This window comes from Lewinella sp. JB7 (genome assembly GCF_024297185.1).
Classification (GTDB): domain Bacteria; phylum Bacteroidota; class Bacteroidia; order Chitinophagales; family Saprospiraceae; genus Neolewinella.
Genome location: NZ_JANCTD010000003.1, coordinates 448,065 through 467,188, shown reverse-complemented (window position 1 = coordinate 467,188; position 19,124 = coordinate 448,065). Strand labels below are relative to the sequence as shown.

Genomic DNA, 19,124 nt, shown 5'->3' with positions numbered 1-19,124 from the left:
CGCGGTTAGGCTACCCGGTACTTGATGCCCAGGCGCTCGATCTCGTTGATGAATTCGGTGTCGGCATCGACGGTCCGCTTCAGGCTGAACATCTTCAGTTTGAGATCGTCCTCGGCATCGTAGAAGACCATGCGCAGTTTCTGCCGCCCCTGGTACTTCTGGCAGAGCTCGTCGAGGGAGATCACCAGCTCCGGGCTCAGATCGCGGAGGGGAAGTTTGAGGATGATGGCCTCCGTCATTTCGCGGCCGATGCCTTCCAGTAGCTTTACCTCGCTGACGCTGATCTCGACCTCGTCGCTGTTCCACTTCGGTCGGTAGTTGGCCTTGACGAAGACGGCCTTACCCTGATTGAGGACGTGCTTATACTTTTCGTAGTCCTCCCCGAAGAGCTTGAACTCAATGGTTTCGTCGAAGTCGCTGAGTTCGAAAATGCCCCAGCCATTGCCGTTCTTGCTCACCATGTGGCGCGCACCGCTGATCATGCCGGCCAGACGCAGGGTGATCTTGCCGTACTTCTGAGGGTCGAGTTCCGCTAGCGAGCAGGTCACGTAGTTATCGATCTCGAGCTTGTAGCCGTCGAGGGGGTGGCCGCTGACGTAGATGCCGGTGACCTCCTTCTCCCGCATGAGCTTTTCGGGCAGGTTCCACTCGCGCGCGTCGGGCGGGGAGGGCTCGTCGGGTAAAATTTCTTCCTGCATGGCCCCGAAGAGGGAAGACGCCGCCGACGCCAACTGACTCTGGTAGGCGTTGGCGTACTTGGTGACGTGCTCCAGGTAGCTGTCGTACTTCTCGCTGGGCGCGAAATACTGGGCGCGGTGCACCGCTTCGAAGCAGTCGAAGGCGCCGGCGTCGACCAGTGCTTCCAGGACCCGCTTATTGACGGTGCCCGGTTCCACGCGCTGCATGAGGTGAAAGACCGACTCGAAGGGGCCCTTTTCCGCCCGGGCCTTCAGGATGGCTTCGACCGGCCCTTCCCCGACCCCCTTCAGGGCCGTCATGCCGATACGGATCGCCCCGTCCTTATTGACCGAGAATTCGGACTGGCTTTCGTTGATGTCCGGCCCGAGTACGGGTACGTTCATGCGCTTACACTCCTTGAGGAAGAAGGTGAGCTTACCGATGTCCGACTTGTTGTGGGTCAGTACGGCGGCCATGTACTCCCCGGGGTAGTGCGCCTTCAGGTAGGCCGTCTGGTATGCGACGAAGGCGTAGCAGGTCGAGTGCGACTTGTTAAAGGCGTAGGAGGCGAAGGCTTCCCAGTCCTTCCAGATCTTGCCGAGCTTGTCCTCGGGGTGACCCTTGGCCTTGCCCCCCTCGATGAAGGTGGGGAACATCTTGTCGAGCACCGCCTTCTGCTTCTTACCCATGGCCTTGCGAAGGACGTCAGCCTGTCCCTTGGAGAAGCCGGCGATCGACTGGGAGAGCAACATGATCTGCTCCTGGTATACGTAGATGCCGAAGGTCTCCTTGAGGTACTGCTCCTCCCCGTCGAGGGTGTACACGATTGGTTTGCGGCCGTGCTTGCGCTCGATGAATTCGGGGATGTACTCCAGCGGACCGGGCCGGTACAGGGCGTTCATGGCGATCAAGTCGTCGAAGGTCGTCGGCTTGAGGTTCTTCATGTGCTTCTGCATCCCGCCCGACTCGTACTGGAAGATGCCGTTCGTCTCGCCGCGTTGGAAGAGGGCGTAGGTCAGTTCGTCGTCAAGGGGGATGGCATCGATGTCAATGTCGACGCCGTGGTTTTCCTTCACCATAACGAGAGCATCCTTGATGATGCTCAGCGTTTTGAGGCCCAGGAAGTCCATCTTCAGCAGGCCGGCGGTTTCCGCGACGGAGTTGTCGAACTGGCTGATGTACATCCCCGTGTCCTTGTCGGCCGTGACGGGGACGTGGTCCGTCACCGGGGTAGGGGTGATCACGACCCCGCAGGCGTGGACGCCGGTGTTGCGGATACTGCCCTCGAGCTTACCGGCGGTACGGATCAGCTCGCCGATCTGGTCGTTTTGCTCGGCCATCTGGCGGAAGCGGTAGGCCTTCTCGGTATCGTCGCCGTTGAGCTTGCTCTTTAGTTTGGGGTGAATATCCTTAGGCGCAAGCACGTCGCGGAGCGTGGCGCCGAGCTGGGCGGGGAAGGACTTAGCTACCTTATCCACTTCGCTGAGGGGCACGTCCATGACGCGCCCTACGTCGCGCAGAGAGGAGCGGGCGGCCATCGTGCCATAGGTAATGATCTGGGCCACCTGTTGCTGGCCGTACTTATCGATCACGTAATCGATTACCTTCTGGCGACCCACGTCGTCGAAGTCGATGTCGATGTCGGGCATGGATACCCGTTCGGGATTCAGGAATCTCTCGAACAGCAGGTCGTACTTAATGGGGTCGATGTTCGTGATTCCGGTACAGTAGGCTACGGCCGAACCCGCCGCCGATCCCCGGCCGGGGCCGACGCTCACGCCCATTTTTCTGGCCGCATCGGTAAAGTCCTGGACGATGAGGAAGTAACCGGGGTAACCCGAAGCCTTGATGACCTCGAGTTCGAAGTCGAGGCGTTCGGTCACCTGGGCGGTGAGTTCACCGTAGCGCTTTTTGGCACCTTCGTACGTCAGGTGCCGCAGGTAGTCGTCCTGGGAGGTGAAGCCGGCCGGCATCGGGAAGTTGGGCAACAGTACGTCGCTGGTCAGCTTCAGGTGCTCGATCTTGTCGTGGATCTCCATGGTGTTGGCCACGCTCTCCGGCACGTCCTGGAACAACTGGCCCATTTCCTGTTGCGACTTGAAGTAAAAGTCGGAGCTCGGGAACTTGAAGCGGCTCATGTCCTCCATGAGGCTGCCGGTATTCACGCACAGCAGGATATCGTGGGGCAGGTAATCGTCTTCCTCGACGTAGTGGCTGTCGTTGGTACAGATCACCTTCACGTCGTGCTTACGGGCGAGGCGGAGCAGCTTCTGGTTGATGTCTTCCTGACTGACGCCGAGGTTGTCGATGTTGTCCAGTCCGCGGTGACGCTGCAGTTCGATGTAGTAATCCTCGCCGAAAATATCGAGCCACCACTTCAGCGCCGTCTCGGCTTCTTCGTCCTTGCCCTGCATGAGCAGCTGGGGCAACTCCGCGCCGATGCAGCAACTGCTGGCGATGACCCCCTCGCTGTACTGGGCAATGAGGGACTTATCGATCCGCGGGTACTTACCGTACAGTCCCTCGATGTAGCCGATGCTACACAGCTTGGCGAGGTTCTGGTAACCCTGTTTATTCTTGGCCAGCATGAGCTGGTGGTAGCGATTGTCCCGCTCCCCGTTGGCCCGGCTGAAGGCTTTCTTGTGGCGATCCTCCACGAGGTAAAATTCGCAGCCGATCATGGGCTTAATCCCACGCTTATCGGCTTCGGCGACGAACTTGAACGCCCCGAACATATTGCCGTGATCGGTCAGGGCCACGCCCTTTTGCCCGTCGGCCACCGCCTTGTCCATCATCACCCCGATCTCGGACGCGCCGTCTAGCAAGGAGTACTGGGTGTGGCAGTGGAGGTGGCAAAATTCGGGCATAATGGTCGGACTTTCGGGCCCCGGCAAGGTACCCAGAAAACGCCTTTTTCAAACAAAAAGTTATCCACAAAACCCCGGCGGCTATGTGGGTAACCAACAAAAAGGGCCGGCACCCGCAGGTCCGGCCCTCATTAAATAAAGTGGTGAACGTAACCGCCTAGTGGCGGACGAACGACCGGGCAACTTGCCGGTCACCCTCGATCAGCTGGAGACGATAGACGCCCGGCGCGAATGCACGGACGTCGACACTCCGCTGTAAGCGCTCGGCCGCCTTGTCGTAAGTCAGTTCCCGGATCATCCGACCGTTGACGTCGTAGATGCGGGCCAGTACCTGTCCGACGTAGAGACTGGTCGTTTCCAGAGTGAGTTCATCGGCCACCGGATTGGGGTAAAGGGACAGATCGGGAGCGGCGGAGCGGGTAATCGGAGGACGATTGACCGGTACGGCTACATTTCGAGCAAGCGGCGCGGCACCGCAATTGCCGGCCGGCAGACCTACATCGGTGGGCGCGGCGGAGCGTGCCGTAATGAAGACTTTGTCCAGCTGGGTGCCCGGTTCCCGGTTCGCGATCGTTAGCGTATGGTCACCCGGTACGAGCGGGAAGGAAACCGCGATGCCACTGTCGTTGACCTGCTTCCATTCGAAGCCGGACGTTTTGAGCTGGGTGCCTCCGATCTCCTGCCACATCTGTACCCATTCTCCCTGATCGAAACGCACCCAGAAGGAGTTCTTGCCGTTGTCTACCGCGTTCATCCGCAGGAACACCTGGTAATCTCCCGCTTCGGTGATAGTAAGGGGGAAAGTGAGCTCCGCCGCGGGGTCGGTCGCAGTGGGTTCGTTAAAGTGCGGTTGTCCCAGGTAGTACCGGTACTTTCCGTTGGATGCACCGCCGAAATTGCCCGGCCGCCATCCGGCACTGACCATGCCGCACTCCGCCTCCAGCCAGAAGTTGGTAGGACCGGAATAATCCTCGTCACAGGCGTCGCCGACCCCGTCGTTATCGGAATCTATGTTGTACAAAGTGTTGAGGGCGGGGCAGTTGTCCAGGTCATTGTCGACGTAATTTACCGGGGCCGTACAGGCACGTACGGTATCGTCGGGGTCACCGTAGCCGTCGCCGTCGAAGTCGCCGTAGAAGATCGGCAAGGTCTGGTCGGGGTTAGGCAGGTTCGGACAATTGTCCTGATCGTCCGCCACCCCGTCCCCGTCGGTGTCGATGAAGGGCGTACAGTTACTCGCCGTCAGTCCCAGGCCGGTGGGCATTTCGCCCGTCAGGTTGAGGTGGATCTTATCCAGTTCGGTATTGCTCTCGCGGTAGGCAAAATCCACGGTATTGTCACCGTCCGTGAGGGAGAGCAGGTGATCGCGGTAGCGGTTCCACGCGTAGCTTCCGTCGCGCCGGATCCCGTCACGCCAGCGTAACCACGGTCCCTCGTTTACGCGGACCCAGTAGGAATCGTTGTCCGGACCGGGCGCGCTGATGCGGGCAAAAAGCCGGTAATTGCCGGCCTCCGCCCCGTAGAGGTAGAAGCGCAGCCGATTTTCGGGCAGATCGTCCGGAGGTGCGGTTACGGAACGCCGGTCGGTTACCACTACCGAGCGGCCGACCGAAGCCGTGGTATCCTCCAGGTATTGCCAGTGGCTGCCGACCTCGGCACACTCCGCCTCCAGCCAGAATTCCGTAGTGGGGTCGACGTTCGCATCCGAGGCAACAATGGAGATGGTCGCCTGGTCGGTATTTCTGACCGGGTCCATTACCGTCAGGGTAACCTCGTAAATGCCCGGCGCGAAAGTGGCCGTGGGCGTCATGCCGGTCGCCGAGCCGCCTTCCCATTCCCAGTGGTAGCTGAGGGAGTCTTCTTCCGGATCGGAAGACCCGCTGCCGTCAAACCGGACGGTGAGCGGTGCGACGCCGGAGGTGACGTCGGCCGTGGCCAGGGCGGTCGGGGCGCGATTGGGGTCGAAGAACACCCCGCCGCACTCGTCCCGGTAGTCGGGGTCCCACTCATAGTAAGAGGGGGGGTCTCCGCCAATATCCAGTAGGAACAGGTCTACGTCGGTGCCATCCACCCGCGATACTATATCGATGTTGTTGTTACCGTACTCTAAGCGTGGGAGCTTAAACGTAAACCAGTCAAACGTATCGCCGGCATTGAAGTCGAACGTGCTCCATTCTCCATCGTTCGCCCTTATCCACAGGCTATTACTCCCGTTGCCGGTTGACTTACGCGCCTTAACGGAGAAGGAGAATTTATCTATATCGTAATGGGAATCAATAAACCGCTCGATCCGGATACGCTGCTGCGGATCATTGCCGGGCACGGTTAGGGTACTCCGGCCATTTTCTACTACAAAGTATCGCTGATTGGTGGCGTCCTTATCCAGTTTCAGCGTCCAGTCGCTCCCGGTCTCCGCGCACTCCGGTTCGTAGAAAGCTGGCTGCGAACGGTCCTTGCTGCCTATAAGGCCTTCGTCGATACTTCCATCGCAGTTGTTATCGATACCGTCTACCTCGTCTTCAAAAGCCAGGAACGTAACATCATTCACGTCTAACGCCCCCGGGTTGATGTCCGGATCGGTATCGTTGCAGTCGCCCCCCCGGGTGGTGTAGCCGGCGGGTTGGTCGCAGGCCTGAACGACCCCCTCATCCGTGCCGTAGGAGTCGCCGTCCGCATCCGGGTAGTAGTTGAACAGCAGTTGGTCGCGGTTGGCCCGGTCCGGACAGGTGTCTTCCTCGTCGGGGATGCCGTCGTTGTCCCGGTCTCCCGGAATTTCCTGGGAAGAGGAACCGGCCTGCACGGTATACGGCAGGGATGCCAGCATAAGGCAGGGGAGGATACAGCTTAGTATCCTGCATATTGGTTGAGTAAAGTATTGCATGAAATAGAATCTTTAGGGTGTTTGAATAAGGTGTACATAATGCCACGGATAGCACCAGCCTACGAACGGTATCGTGTAGTAAAAAAGGACGGTTACGAGGCAGGTACCCCGCACGGCGGTAGTGCCGTAGTAGGGTAGCCCCACGGTGCGGAGGGTATCGCGCGTGGCGAACTCAGTACGGGTTAAATGGAGGTATGGGTGTTGTTCAAAGTGTGGTAAAACGCAAGCTTGCGGGGAGTTATCCGTGGAGAGCTCCTTGCGGGTGTTCTACTAATATACCGGAGTATTTATCAAGTGGTAGAAAAATTCTACTATATGGGCAAGAAATAACAAAGTGTAACCGTAAAACCTGGCCAAGTGGGTCCGAGGCGGCATGCATTTATATGTATGTGTCGTAACTGTTACTTGCGTGTATAGTCTTTCGGGTAGACTTATTTAAATTATAGAAAAGTAAATTTGGGTGATAAAATTTAATGCTGCTTTCGATAGACTTCTCCGTGTTTCCCAAATATCAATGCGAAAAAAATAATGCATCGGCGGCTATTTTCGGCTTTGCCCGTGCTGGGTCGCACGCCGTTTACGATCCAGGCTGCCGGTCCGGAATATCCTACGGTTGCGCTGTAATTGAACGCGCCGGATCGCTGACGGTCCCGGTGTTTATGAATACGGACTGCTGCCGTGGTGGCACTGCTTTATGGGTATTTATTGCTCCTGCGGTACCGCCCCCCCTGTACTAAAAGTTTGGCGGGGTCGCGGGAGCGGTATGAGCGGGAAGAGCTCTGGGCACCGGCTTCTTGCGGGAATGCTATCTTTCGCGCTATGAAATTAATCCGCTTTATTGACAAACGGGGACAGCCGGCCCCCGGAATCATCCGTCCCGACGGCAGTCGCATCGACGTCTCCGGCTTCGGAGAAGACTACCACGAACAGTTTTTTGGAAACGACGGTCCCCGGCGCCTGACGGAATGGCTGGAGCAGCACGAAGCAAACTGCCCGGTAGTGGACGATGGCGTGCGACTGGCCGCCCCCTGCGCCCGCCCGTCGAAGATCGTGTGCGTCGGCATGAATTACGCGGCCCACGCCGCCGAAACCGGCGCCCAGCCGCCGACCGAACCCGTGATCTTCATGAAGGCCACGTCCGCCATTACCGGCCCCTTTGACCCCATCATCATACCGCGGGACAGCACCAAGACCGACTGGGAAGTGGAGCTTGCCGTAGTGATCGGCAAACGCGCCAGCTACGTCTCCGAAGCGGCGGCCCTGGACCACGTAGCCGGCTACGTGCTGCACAATGACGTGAGTGAGCGCGCCTTCCAGATCGAGCGCGGCGGACAGTGGGTGAAGGGCAAGAGCGCCGACACCTTCGCGCCCCTCGGCCCCTGGATCGCCACGGCCGATGAGATCGACGATCCCCATAACCTGCGTCTGTGGCTGAAGGTGAACGACGAAAAAGTGCAGGACAGCACGACGGCCGATTTCATCTTTAACATTCCGGAGTGCATCAGCTACATTAGTCGCTTCATGACCCTGCTGCCCGGCGACGTGATCAGTACCGGCACCCCCAGCGGGGTCGGGCTCGGCATGAAACCCAACCGTTTCCTCAAACCCGGTGACGTAGTCGAGCTCGGCATCGATGGCCTCGGCAGCTCCCGCCAGGAAGTAAAAGCCTACCAATAGTATCGTACCATGGAAAAACAACGCATTACCCATCCCGACCGCGCGGAAGATTTTAGTACCGGTGCCTATTCCGACGGACTCGTGTGCGGAGACCTGCTCTTCGTGAGCGGACAAACACCCATCGACTTCAAGACCAAAACCTACCAGCTGGGGACGATCGAGGAAGAAACGCGGCAGACGCTGGATAACATTAAGGCCATCCTGGAGGCGGCGGGATGCACGCTCGACAACGTCATGAAAAGTACGGTGCACCTGGCGGACAGCAACGACTTCGGTCGGTTCAACGAAGTGTACGCCAGTTACTTCAGCGGCGTACGACCCGCCCGCACGACGGTACAGTCCGGCCTCCAAAACGGCATCAAGGTCGAGATCGACGTGATCGCCAAGCTGCCGCGGTCGTGAAGTGGGTGCCGGACGAACGCTATAAGGTAACTAACCCTGCGGCTATCGATTCGCCGGCGCTCCTGGTGTTTCCGGATGTCATCGCCGGCAACATCGATCGCGCCCTGACCCTGACGGCGACGGACGGAGGGCACTGCCTGCAGCCCCACATCAAAACAGTGAAATGCCGGGAGGTGGCCGATATGGCGCTGGGCCGGGGCATAACCCGGTTCAAGTGCAGTACCGTAAGTGAGGGGGAGTTGCTCGGTCAGGCCGGAGCCGAAAGGGTGCTGCTGAGCTACCAGCTCTCCGCGACCAAGGCCCGCCGCTGGCGGCAATTGCGACGACTGTTTCCGGCCACGGAATTTGCGAGCCTGATCGATAATGCCGACAGCGCCCGGGTGGCCGCGGACTGTTTTGCGGATGATCTGTTACCCGTATACCTCGACCTGAACGTCGGGATGGACCGGACCGGCGTGAAACCCTCTGATGTACCGGAACTGTTGCGGAGGATGGAAAGTCTGACCGGTCTGATGATCAAAGGCTTCCACGTTTACGACGGCCATTTACGGGACGCGGAGGAGGGTGTCCGCCGTCGCCGGGCGGAAGCGATCCTGGACGAAGTGCTGCAACTGCGCGCTTCGGCGGAAGCCTTGCTCGGTACCGAACTCGAAATCGTCGTGGCGGGCTCACCCAACTTTCCGTTCTACGTCGGGCGGCCGCGGGTGTGGGTCAGTCCGGGTACCTTTTTCCTCTGGGATGCGGGGTACGGCGAAGTGTTCGGGGAATGGAAATTCGATCCGGCCGCCCTGGTGATAACGCGGGTGTTATCGGTTGTCGACGAGCGTACGCTCTGTTTTGATCTGGGGTCGAAAGCGGTGTCGCCGGACAAGGCGCAACCCCGTATGTACTTCCCCGAAATCCCGAGCTACGAGGTAATGGGGCAGTGGGAGGAGCACCTCGTGTTGCGCGTACCGGATACTACTAATTACACCGTCGGAGATCCCTTTTACGCGGTGCCCAGCCACGTCTGCACTACGGTCAATCTATACGAAGAGATCCTGCCGGTAACCGAGGGTCGGGTGGGGGAGCCGTGGCGGGTCGTGGCACGGGACCGGCGCATAAGCGTTTAGCCCGTGATCATCGATGCCCACCTCGACCTGGCGACCAATGCCCTGGCGTATAACCGCGATCTGACCCAACCGGTGGCCCTCCTTCGGGAGCGCGAGCGGGCACTTGACTATACGGATCACCCCGATCGCGGGCGGGGAACCGTCGCGCTGCCGGAATTGCGGCGGGGCGGGGTGGGGCTGGTCTTTGCTACCATCATTGCCCGGGTGGACGACCCCAAAACGGGAACTTCCTCCGTGCGGCTGCCCGGCTGGCATTCACCGGCGCAGGCCTGGGCGGACGGGCAGCGGCAGGTGGCGTGGTACCGGGAGATGGAGCGGCAGGGTGAGATGGTAAAGATATCCGACCGGGCCGGATTAGATAGTCACGTCACACAGTGGGAGGGTGCGGATCATGAGACGAAGCCCGTCGGCTACGTCCTTGCCCTGGAGGGAGCGGACTCGATTGTCGGTCTCGACCACCTGCACCGGTACTATGCCCAGGGGTTAAGGTCCGTAGGACCGGCGCACTTCGGTCCGGGCCGGTACGCTGCGGGAACGGGATCCGGTGGCGGTGGCCTTACGCCGGCGGGCCGGGAGCTGCTACGCGAAATGGAGACCCTGCGTATACTGCTGGACGTGACCCACCTGACCGATGAAGGCTTCTTTGAGGCTCTGGAGCTATACGGCGGCCCTGTTATCGCCAGTCACCAGAATTGTCGGGCACTTGTTCCGGGTCAGCGGCAGTTCAGCGACGATCAGATCCGCCAGGTCATTGCCCGTGGCGGCGTACTGGGCGGGGCCCTGGATGCCTGGATGCTGCATCCGGGCTACGTGCGCGGAACCGATGACCCCCGGCAGCTGGATATTCGGCTCGAACGGGTAGTGGATCACCTGGACCACGTCTGTCAGTTGGCCGGCAACTGCGACCACGTGGGTATTGGTAGCGACCTGGACGGTCTGTTCGGAACGGAGCAGTCGCCCTGCGATCTGGATACTATCGCCGACCTGCGCCACCTCGATGCGATACTGGCGCGAAGGGGCTATGCGCGAGTCGACCGGGAGAAGGTACTGTCGGGAAATTGGATGCGGGTACTGGGGGCGGTGCTGGGGGGTGACTAAGCGTCCGACGGCTATAGCCGTCGGACCGCTATAGCCGTCGGACGGTGGGGGACCGTCCAACGGTGTCACCCCGTCCAACCGCTATAGCCGTCCAACCGGGGGGCTTACCTTGCGCGCATGAAGTTGTCCATTCTGCACCAAGACGATCACCTCATCGTCGTTGACAAGCCCGCCGACGTGCTGACCGTACCCGATCGCCATGATCCCGATCTGCCGAATCTGAAGCATCTGCTGGCGGAGCGGTTCGGGAACATCATCCCCGTTCACCGGCTCGACCGGCCCACCACGGGCGTGCTGGTTTTCGCGCGTACTCCGGAGGCTCACCGGTCACTGAGCATGCAGTTCGAGGCCCGCGATGTAGAGAAGGTGTACCTCGCGCTCGTCGACGGCAATCCCGAACCGGAGGAAGGCACCATCGATGAGCCCATCGCGCCGCACCCCAGCAAGGTGGGCCAGATGATGGTCACCAACCGCAACGGAAAGTTCGCCCGCACCGACTATAAGGTCATGGAAACCCTCGGGCGCTTCAGCCTCGTTGGGGTACAGATCTTCACCGGACGTACCCACCAGATCCGGGTCCACCTCGCATACATCGGTCACCCCCTGATCGTCGATTCCTTCTACGGCAAACGGACGGAGTTTTTGCTCTCCGAGGTCAAGGGACGTCGCTACAATAAGGGCAAACACGAGGTAGAGCGGCCGCTGCTTTCCCGGGTTCCGCTACACGCCTCCCGCCTCGGTTTCACCCACCCCGTCACTGAGGAATGGATGCACTTCCAGGTCGACCTGCCAAAGGATATGCGGGCCATGGTCAAGCAACTCGGGAAGCTAGGCTAGATCCCATTCCCGCCGGACTTTCCTCGGTAACGACGCTACGACCAGATCATAGCTGTGGTCGATGAGCTCCCGCACCAGATCGTCGGCTAAGTCCCCACGCTCCACGTAGATGGTATTCCAGTGTTTCTTATTCATGTGGCACCCGGGCACGATCACGTCGGGGTAGCGGTCGCGCAGTTGCAGGGCACGTTCGGGATCGCACTTCAGGTTGAGCCGAAAATCGGTTTCGTCCAGTCCGGTAAGGGCAAACATCTTCCCCGCCACCTTCATCACCAGCGTATCCGGGCCGAAGGGAAGGGTCTCGGTGACGCCCTTTTTTGTCAGGCAGTACGTAAGAAAGGTATTAAGGTCCACGGAGGCAAGATAAGCCAGCGTTACTTTACCATCCCCGGGGGGCTCCAACCCCGCATAACACCACACTCACCACACCCGCTAAGCACGCAGAACGCCCGTCATTCCATTTCCTTTTGATGACACTGCAGTAGCCGAAAGTAGTCTTCGGCCGCGGAATTATTTAATTCGTCAGAGTACCGACAACTCTGCCCACGCCGGCACAATATTCCACTAATATATCAGCAATCGGTCGACCGTGGTATCCCTGAATTGGTACACCAGTACGGTTAGCTTGTCTATCTTTATCCCCATTGCAGCTGGACGTTGACACCTAAACCGACATGAAACCCACCCTTTTCTTCGTTTTTGCCTTCCTCCTTTGCTCCTGCGTCCGCGCCCAGTTCAGCCTGACCGGACAGGTGGAGGATGCCAACGGAGAGGCCGTCGCCTACGCCAACGTAGCCCTCTATACTGCCGCCGATTCCACGCTGTTCAAGGCCGAAACGACCGATGATGCCGGTGGCTTCGGGATCCATAATCTGCCCGGAGCGGTCTACAACGTCGTCATCAGCTACCTCGGTGCCCCCGATCTTCACCGCAACGGCCTTGCCATCCGCCAGGATGTAAATCTGGGTACCCTGTCCCTGCTGCCGGGAGGCATCGATCTCGATCAGGCTACCGTAACGGCTACCCGCGCCCTCGTCGAGGTAAAGCCCGACCGCACCGTGTTTAACGTACAGGGCACCATCAATGCCGCCGGCAACGATGCCCTCGATCTGCTGCGTAAGGCCCCCGGAGTGGACGTCGACATCAACGATAAGATCGGCGTGCTCGGCCGCAGCGGCGTGTTGCTCTACGTCAACGGCAAACGCGTGCCCCTGAGCGGCGGAGACCTGACGAGCTACCTGCGCAATCTCACGGCCGAGCAGGTGGACCGTATTGAGATCATCACGAGCCCGGGAGCCCGCTACGAAGCGGAGGGCAACGCCGGCATCATCGATATCCGGCTCAAAAAAGCGGAAAACGAGGGCGCCAACGGCACGCTCTCCGCCTCGGGCAGTCAGGGCCGGTACGCGGTCTACGCCCTCAACGCGAGCGGCAATTACCGCAGCCGCCGCATGAACCTGTTCGGTAGCCTCAATTTCACCTCCAGCGACAGCTACACCGACAACGATTTTCGCAGTACCCAGAACGGCTTCTACCTAGTGGATAACCTGCTGAGCCGCCCCTCCACCCGTACCCCCGCCGTGCGGGCCGGCGCCGATTTTTATCTCGGCAAACGGCACACGCTGGGCGTCCTCTACACCGGCCAGTTTCAGAACGGTGACCGCCGGGTCGTCAACAGCACCGAAGTGTACACGCTGGGAGCAAAGCCCATCGGCGGCGCGGCACTACCCGACAGCATCCTGCGGGCCTCGGTAGTAGACCGCGGCGACCACAACCAGAATACGGTCAACCTGAACTACAATTTCGCCATCGCGGGCGGACACGACCTGAACGTCGATCTCGACTACGGCCGCTACCGCAACGATAACCTGATCGATCAGCCCAACCGCTACTTCAGCCCCGACGGGGAGTTGCTGAGCGTCTCCGATAACTACTTCGACACCCCGATCGACATTGACATCTACACGGCGCGGCTCGACTACAATTTTCCCTTAGGGCAGGGGGCGGCGAGCGCGGGAGCAAAGTTTACCCACGTCGGCACCGACAACGCGTTCCTCTTCTACGATGTAGTTGGGGGAAACCGGGAGTTCATCACGGACAACAGCAATCGCTTTAACTACGAGGAAAACGTCAGCGCCGCCTACCTGGCCTATAACGGCACCCTCGGTGAACGCCTGAGCTACAATGCCGGACTACGGGCGGAGGTCACCGACGCCACCGGGCGACTCTTTCCCTTCGCCAACGTCGGGCAGGAAGCACCGGTAGACTTCAATTACCTGAGCCTGTTTCCTAACGCCGGACTGAGCTACACCTTCGTGTCGGGCAACGCGCTCAGCCTGCGTTACGGCCGTCGGATCAACCGACCGGACTACAATGTCCTCAATCCCTTCCGGGTCCAGCTGAACGAGCTCAGTTACGAACGGGGCAATCCCTTTCTGCAGCCCGAAATCGCCAACAACTTGGAACTCGGTTTCAACCTGGCAAAGCGGTACAACTTCAAGGCCGCCTACAGCCACACCAGCAACCAGATCGCTCAGTTATTCAATCCGGATCCCATCAATCCCCAGGCCGGATTCATCACTTACGCCAATCTCAACCAGCAGGAGGTGTACAGCTTCACCGCGAGCGCTCCCTTTCAGCTCACGAGCTGGTGGCGTGCCTACGCAAACGCGGCCGTGAGCCACATCAATAATCAGGCGGATTACGGCGAGGATGGAGTAGTCGACGTGCAGCTCCTCAACTACCGGGCCGTACTACAGAATACCTTCACCCTCCCGGCGGGATTCACGGCCGAGCTGACCGGGCAGTACCTCGGACCCGGTATTTCCGGCGGTACCTTCGAGTACCAGGATCTGGGGGTGGTCAACGTGGGACTGCAGCGCAAGTTCCTGAGCAATCAACTCAACGCGAAGCTCACGTTCAACGATATTTTCTACACCGCGATCATCCGGGGAGAAAGTGACTTTAACGGCCTCTATACCCAGGGGATCGTGCGCCGCGACAGTCGCCGGGCGGGCCTCAGCCTGAGCTACGACTTCGGTAACCAGAAGGTAAGGAGCCGGCGTCGCGATACGGGCCTCGACGAGGCCGCCGGGCGGATCAAGTAAACGGGAGCGTCAGAAGAGGAGATCCCTGACCACGTCCGCGTAGCTCCGGCTCGCCCGCAGGAGTTCCCCGTTCTGCAGGACCAGGTCGTAACCGTGTCCCTCCCGGTAGATTTCCACGATCGCATCCCGGTTTACGATGGCCGAACGGTGAATGCGTAGGAATTGGGTTGGATCCAGCCGCCCCTCGGTTTCCTTCAGGCTGTACTGACTCAGGAAGCTGCGTTCCCGGGTGACGATCGTGGAGTAGTCCCCGTCGGCGCGGATGCACAGAATCTCCGCGACGGGCAGGGCGACGTATTTACCGCCCCGCGGCACCATGATGCGGTCGGGGAAGCGCGTGGAATCATCGCGCAGTTGTTGCGCCAGCCGGGCGACGTTGGCCTGCGGCAGGGTACTCCGGGCCGCGATCCGGTCCACGGCGCGCGCGAATCGCGCCCGGGAATAGGGCTTGAGGAGGTAATCGACTGCGTGCAATTCAAAAGCGTCGAGGGCGTACTGGTCGTAGGCCGTCGTGAAGATGATCATCGGTAATTCCTCCAATCTGGCTAGTACTTCGAGGCCGGTGAGACCTGGCATCTGAATATCCAGAAAGATGATCTCCGGTTGGTGCTCCCCGATGAGGCGCAGGGCGTCCACTCCGTTGGCGGCCTCCCCCACGACGATCAGCTCCGCGTAGTCACTCAGGTATTCCAGCAGGAGGCTGCGGGCGGGTGGTTCGTCGTCGATCACTAAAACTTTGCGGAGCATAGGCAAGAGGAATGGAGAACGTACAGCGGGTACCCCGGCCGGGGGAACTCACGACGTTCAGGTCGGTCTGGTACAGTAAAGCGAGGCGCCGACGCGTGTTGCGAATGCCGTAGCCGTAGGTGATCCGCGCGGGATCGAAACCGGCCCCGTCATCGCGGACGGAGAACTGTAAACGATCGGCCTTCGCCCGGACTTCAATATACACGTGTCCCCCCTCCACCAGGGATGACAATCCGTGACGGACGGCGTTTTCCACCAGGGGCTGGAGCAACAGGGGGGGCAGGAGGGCCCGGTAGAGCGCGGGATCGGCTACCGTGACGGTGTACGCCAGTCGGTCACCGAAGCGGGCGTGTTCCAGGGCGAGGTAGCCGGTTACGAATTCTAATTCCGACGCCAGCGTAAGCTGATGCTCCCGGTTTGCCCGCAGCTGGTAGCGGAACAGATCGCTCAACTGCGCGATCATGTCGCGGGTCCGCTCCTGCCCGGGACCGGTGGACGCGCTGATGGTGTTGAAGGCATTATAGAGGAAGTGTGGATTGAGTTGTGCCTTCAGGGCGTCAAGTTCGCTCTGCAGGGCCATCCGGGAAGCTTCCGCCCGGCCCACTTCCGCCACCCGCAGGTCCTGGTAGTACGTCCACGAGTGGAAAATGCCGAACTGTAGGACGTAAAAAAGTGCCGGAATGTAGACGTCCCACCACTCGCCGGAACCCACCAGGTGGCCACCCCCGAAGTAAGCATCGCAGAGCCAGTAGTACGACCACTGCCAGCCCTTCACCCACACGGGAAGGAGGACGACATTGAGAAGGACTCGCGACACCAGATTCCAGTGGGCGAAGGTGCGGAACGTAAGGAGCCAGATGGGCAGGGTATACAGCGCCTTGAGGGGATAGTCGAGGTACAGTATCCTCCAGTTGAGCCCGTGACGGTACTCCGGAGGAACGGCGAAGTAGAGCGCCAACATGTAGAAGATCGCGAAGGTCAGGTAGAGCCCGCCCACCAGTAGAATTTTCCGCCACGGCCAATCGCGTGCTCCCTTCATCAGAACAAGTATACGGCTACCGACCGGGGGAGGGCGGGGGAATCGATGAACGGCCATCGTCCGGGGGTGAGCAACCATCGGCCGGCCGATTCGCCCTTAGGTCGTACGCTCATCCATCGTTCGTGGTCGTTCATCGAAGGCTTTATGCTTGCCGGGAGTGGAAGCGGCAATTTTGTGGCAGTCAACAACTTAAACGAAAATCGCAACCGATGAAACACCCATGTACGCTGCTCTTTTTTCTTTTGCTTTGCTCCTGCGTTTCCGCCCAATTGAGCGTGCGTGGCCAGGTGCAGGACGCTGACGGCGTGCCCGTATCTTTTGCGAATGTAGCCCTGTACGTATCGGCCGACAGCAGCCTGGTCAAAGTAGAGACCACGGACGAGGCCGGTCTGTTCCGCATGCGCGACGTTCCCGACGGAACTTACGACCTCTCCGTAACCTTCATCGGAGCACCGGAACTGCGCCGCCCGGCCCTTACCCTTCAGGAGGATGCCGACCTGGGCGTACTGACCATGGCCCCCGCGGCCGTAGAACTTACCGAGGCCACGGTTACCGCCCGCCGGGCCCTGGTGGAGGTGAAACCCGACCGGACGGTGTTCAACGTGCAGGGCACGATCAACGCCGCCGGCAACACGGGACTGGACCTATTGCGAAAAGCTCCGGGGGTCACCGTCGACAACAACGACAACATCAACGTCCTGAGCCGATCGGGGGTCTTACTGTACGTCGACGGCCGCCGGCTGCCCCTCTCCGGCGAGGCCCTGAGCAATTACCTGCGCAACCTGAACGCCGAGCAGATCGACCGCATCGACATCATCACCAACCCCGGAGCCCGTTACGAGGCGGAGGGCAACGCCGGAATCATTGACATCCGCCTGAAAAAGGCCGAAGATGAAGGGGCCAACGGCAGCCTGAGCCTCAACGGAAGTCAGGGACGCTACTTCCGCAGCAGCGTAGATGCAAACGGCAACTACCGCAACCGCTGGCTCAACCTGTTCGGCAACGCGGGAGTGAACGACGGCACGTTCTACAATACAACCCTCTTCAACGGTTTCCAGAACGGGCTGCGCATGGACGAATACATACATGGCATCACCGAGGCGCGCACGGTGTCTTACCGGCTGGGCGCCGACATCACGCTTGCGGAGGACCACACCCTGGGCATTCTGGTGGGCGGACGCTTCAACGATTACGGATCGCGGACGATCGATGACATCGACATCTTCGATCTGCGGGGAGGCACGGAAGTATTCGACAGCACCCTGCGGGCCCGGGGACAGCGTGATGGCGACCGTAACCAACAGACCGTTAATCTGAACTACCGCTACCGGATCGCGGAGGGGCGAACCCTGAACGTCGACCTCGATTACGGGCGTTTCCGCACGGATAACCTTGCCGATCAGTCCAACCGCTACTTCGACCGGGGCGGTGATCCGCTGAGCAGCCTGTACAACTACTTCGATACGCCCACGGACATCGACATCTGGACGGCCCAGACCGACTACGAGCAACCCCTGGCGGGCGGTACCCTGAGCGCGGGCGGCAAATTTTCCCGGGTCCGTACCTACAATACTTTCCTGTTCTACGCCGTAGTGCCCGGCGCCGCCGGCGAACGGGTGCTGGACGACCGCCGCAGCAACCAGTTCGACTACGCGGAAGACGTCTACGCCGGCTACCTGAACTACGCGGGGAGTCTGGGGGAGCGGTGGAAGTTTTCGGCGGGACTGCGCACGGAGCTCACGGATGCCACGGGCCTGCTGGCTCCCTTCCGCGAAGATCTGCGGGAACCACCGGTAGCGATCAATTACCTCAGTTTTTTCCCCAGCGCCGGGCTTACCTACAGTCTCGACGCCCGCAAGGGCAACACCCTGAACCTGGCCTACGGACGCCGGATCAACCGGCCGGACTACAACGTCCTCAACCCCTTCCGCCAGCAGATCAGTCAACTGAGCTACGAACGCGGCAATCCCTTTCTGAGCCCCGAGATCGTCGATAACCTGGAGTTGGGGTATACCCTGCAGTACCGCTACAACTTTAAACTCGCCTACAGCAACACGGCCAACCAAATCACCCGGCTCATCGGACCCGACGATCAGGACCCCCGCGCCGGATTCGTCAGCTGGGACAACCTGGCCTCCCAGCGGATCTTTTCGTTCAACGCCAGCGCGCCGCTACAGCTGACTGAGGCTTGGAACCTCTACGTCAACGCCTCGGCCAGTCACATCAACAATCAGGCGGACTACGGCGACGGGGCCACCATCGACGTCCGGGTGTTCAGCTACAGTTTCTACGTGCAGAATACCCTGAACCTGCCGGGCGATTTCACGGCGGAGATCGGCGGGTACTTCTCCGGTCCCGGCGTGTGGGGGGGCGTCTTTCGCTACAACGAACTGGGTGCCCTCAACGTCGGACTGCAACGGAAGTTCCTGAACGACCAACTCAACGTCAAGCTCAGCGGTAACGATCTCTTCTACACCGCCGGCTGGAACGGCTACAGCGAATTTGACGGACTGTACAGTGAGGGTAGTGGCCGGTGGGACAGCCGGCGGATTGCCCTGAGCCTGAGCTATACTTTTGGCAACCAAAAGGTTAAGAGCCGCAAGCGCAAAACGGGGCTGGAGGCGGAGGCCAGTCGCGTGGGCGAGTAAGCCCCTGCGGCGTACCTTGCCGGCCTCAATC

The 19,124-nt window shown here is 60.1% G+C and carries 12 protein-coding genes; 7 read left to right on the top strand and 5 right to left on the bottom strand.

Annotated elements, in window-relative coordinates:
• Positions 1 to 5 precede the first annotated feature (5 nt).
• Positions 6 to 3,545, bottom strand: coding sequence for a DNA polymerase III subunit alpha (gene dnaE / locus NMA52_RS08045; RefSeq protein ID WP_254827149.1), 3,540 nt, complete (start codon positions 3,543 to 3,545; stop codon positions 6 to 8).
• Positions 3,546 to 3,702: 157 nt separating this feature from the next.
• Positions 3,703 to 6,369, bottom strand: coding sequence for a PKD domain-containing protein (locus NMA52_RS08040; RefSeq protein ID WP_254827148.1), 2,667 nt, complete (start codon positions 6,367 to 6,369; stop codon positions 3,703 to 3,705).
• An 876-nt stretch (positions 6,370 to 7,245) separates the two neighbouring features.
• On the opposite strand from NMA52_RS08040, the gene NMA52_RS08035 reads away from it, so the two are divergent.
• The 5 genes from NMA52_RS08035 to NMA52_RS08015 all read left to right on the top strand — a co-directional run bounded on the left by NMA52_RS08035 (position 7,246) and on the right by NMA52_RS08015 (position 11,552).
• Positions 7,246 to 8,103, top strand: coding sequence for a fumarylacetoacetate hydrolase family protein (locus NMA52_RS08035; RefSeq protein ID WP_254827147.1), 858 nt, complete (start codon positions 7,246 to 7,248; stop codon positions 8,101 to 8,103).
• Between the two features lie 9 nt (positions 8,104 to 8,112).
• Positions 8,113 to 8,505, top strand: coding sequence for a RidA family protein (locus NMA52_RS08030; protein WP_254827146.1), 393 nt, complete (start codon positions 8,113 to 8,115; stop codon positions 8,503 to 8,505).
• A complete protein-coding gene (locus NMA52_RS08025; protein ID WP_254827145.1) occupies positions 8,502 to 9,617 on the top strand; it encodes an alanine racemase in 1,116 nt (371 codons plus the stop codon). The genes NMA52_RS08030 and NMA52_RS08025 overlap by 4 nt, the downstream gene beginning before the upstream one ends.
• A 3-nt stretch (positions 9,618 to 9,620) precedes the next feature.
• Positions 9,621 to 10,715 (top strand): membrane dipeptidase, encoded by a 1,095-nt coding sequence (locus NMA52_RS08020; protein ID WP_254827144.1) that lies wholly within the window; start codon positions 9,621 to 9,623, stop codon positions 10,713 to 10,715.
• A gap of 117 nt (positions 10,716 to 10,832) precedes the next feature.
• On the top strand, positions 10,833 to 11,552 hold the full coding sequence (locus tag NMA52_RS08015) for an RluA family pseudouridine synthase (RefSeq protein ID WP_254827143.1): 720 nt from the start codon (positions 10,833 to 10,835) through the stop codon (positions 11,550 to 11,552).
• On the opposite strand, the gene NMA52_RS08010 is transcribed toward NMA52_RS08015, so the two are convergent.
• Complete coding sequence (locus NMA52_RS08010; RefSeq protein WP_254827142.1) at positions 11,544 to 11,906, bottom strand: MmcQ/YjbR family DNA-binding protein; 363 nt, start codon at positions 11,904 to 11,906, stop codon at positions 11,544 to 11,546. The two genes, NMA52_RS08015 and NMA52_RS08010, sit on opposite strands and share 9 nt — an antisense overlap.
• Before the next feature lie 320 nt (positions 11,907 to 12,226).
• Between NMA52_RS08010 and NMA52_RS08005 the strand changes: the two genes are divergently transcribed.
• Positions 12,227 to 14,659 carry a TonB-dependent receptor domain-containing protein gene (locus NMA52_RS08005; RefSeq protein WP_254827141.1) on the top strand — a complete coding sequence of 811 codons (2,433 nt, stop codon included), beginning with the start codon at positions 12,227 to 12,229 and terminating at the stop codon, positions 14,657 to 14,659.
• 9 nt (positions 14,660 to 14,668) lie between these two features.
• Here the strand turns inward: NMA52_RS08005 and NMA52_RS08000 are convergent, their stop codons facing one another.
• Both NMA52_RS08000 and NMA52_RS07995 read right to left on the bottom strand, forming a co-directional pair.
• Positions 14,669 to 15,406, bottom strand: coding sequence for a LytTR family DNA-binding domain-containing protein (locus NMA52_RS08000; RefSeq protein ID WP_254827140.1), 738 nt, complete (start codon positions 15,404 to 15,406; stop codon positions 14,669 to 14,671).
• The gene (locus NMA52_RS07995; protein WP_254827139.1) at positions 15,336 to 16,445 is read right to left on the bottom strand and encodes a sensor histidine kinase; all 1,110 of its coding nucleotides are present in this window, start codon (positions 16,443 to 16,445) and stop codon (positions 15,336 to 15,338) included. Before NMA52_RS07995 ends, NMA52_RS08000 begins: the two co-directional genes overlap by 71 nt.
• A 209-nt stretch (positions 16,446 to 16,654) precedes the next feature.
• Between NMA52_RS07995 and NMA52_RS07990 the strand changes: the two genes are divergently transcribed.
• Complete coding sequence (locus NMA52_RS07990) at positions 16,655 to 19,093, top strand: TonB-dependent receptor domain-containing protein (RefSeq protein WP_254827138.1); 2,439 nt, start codon at positions 16,655 to 16,657, stop codon at positions 19,091 to 19,093.
• Positions 19,094 to 19,124: the final 31 nt, after the last annotated feature.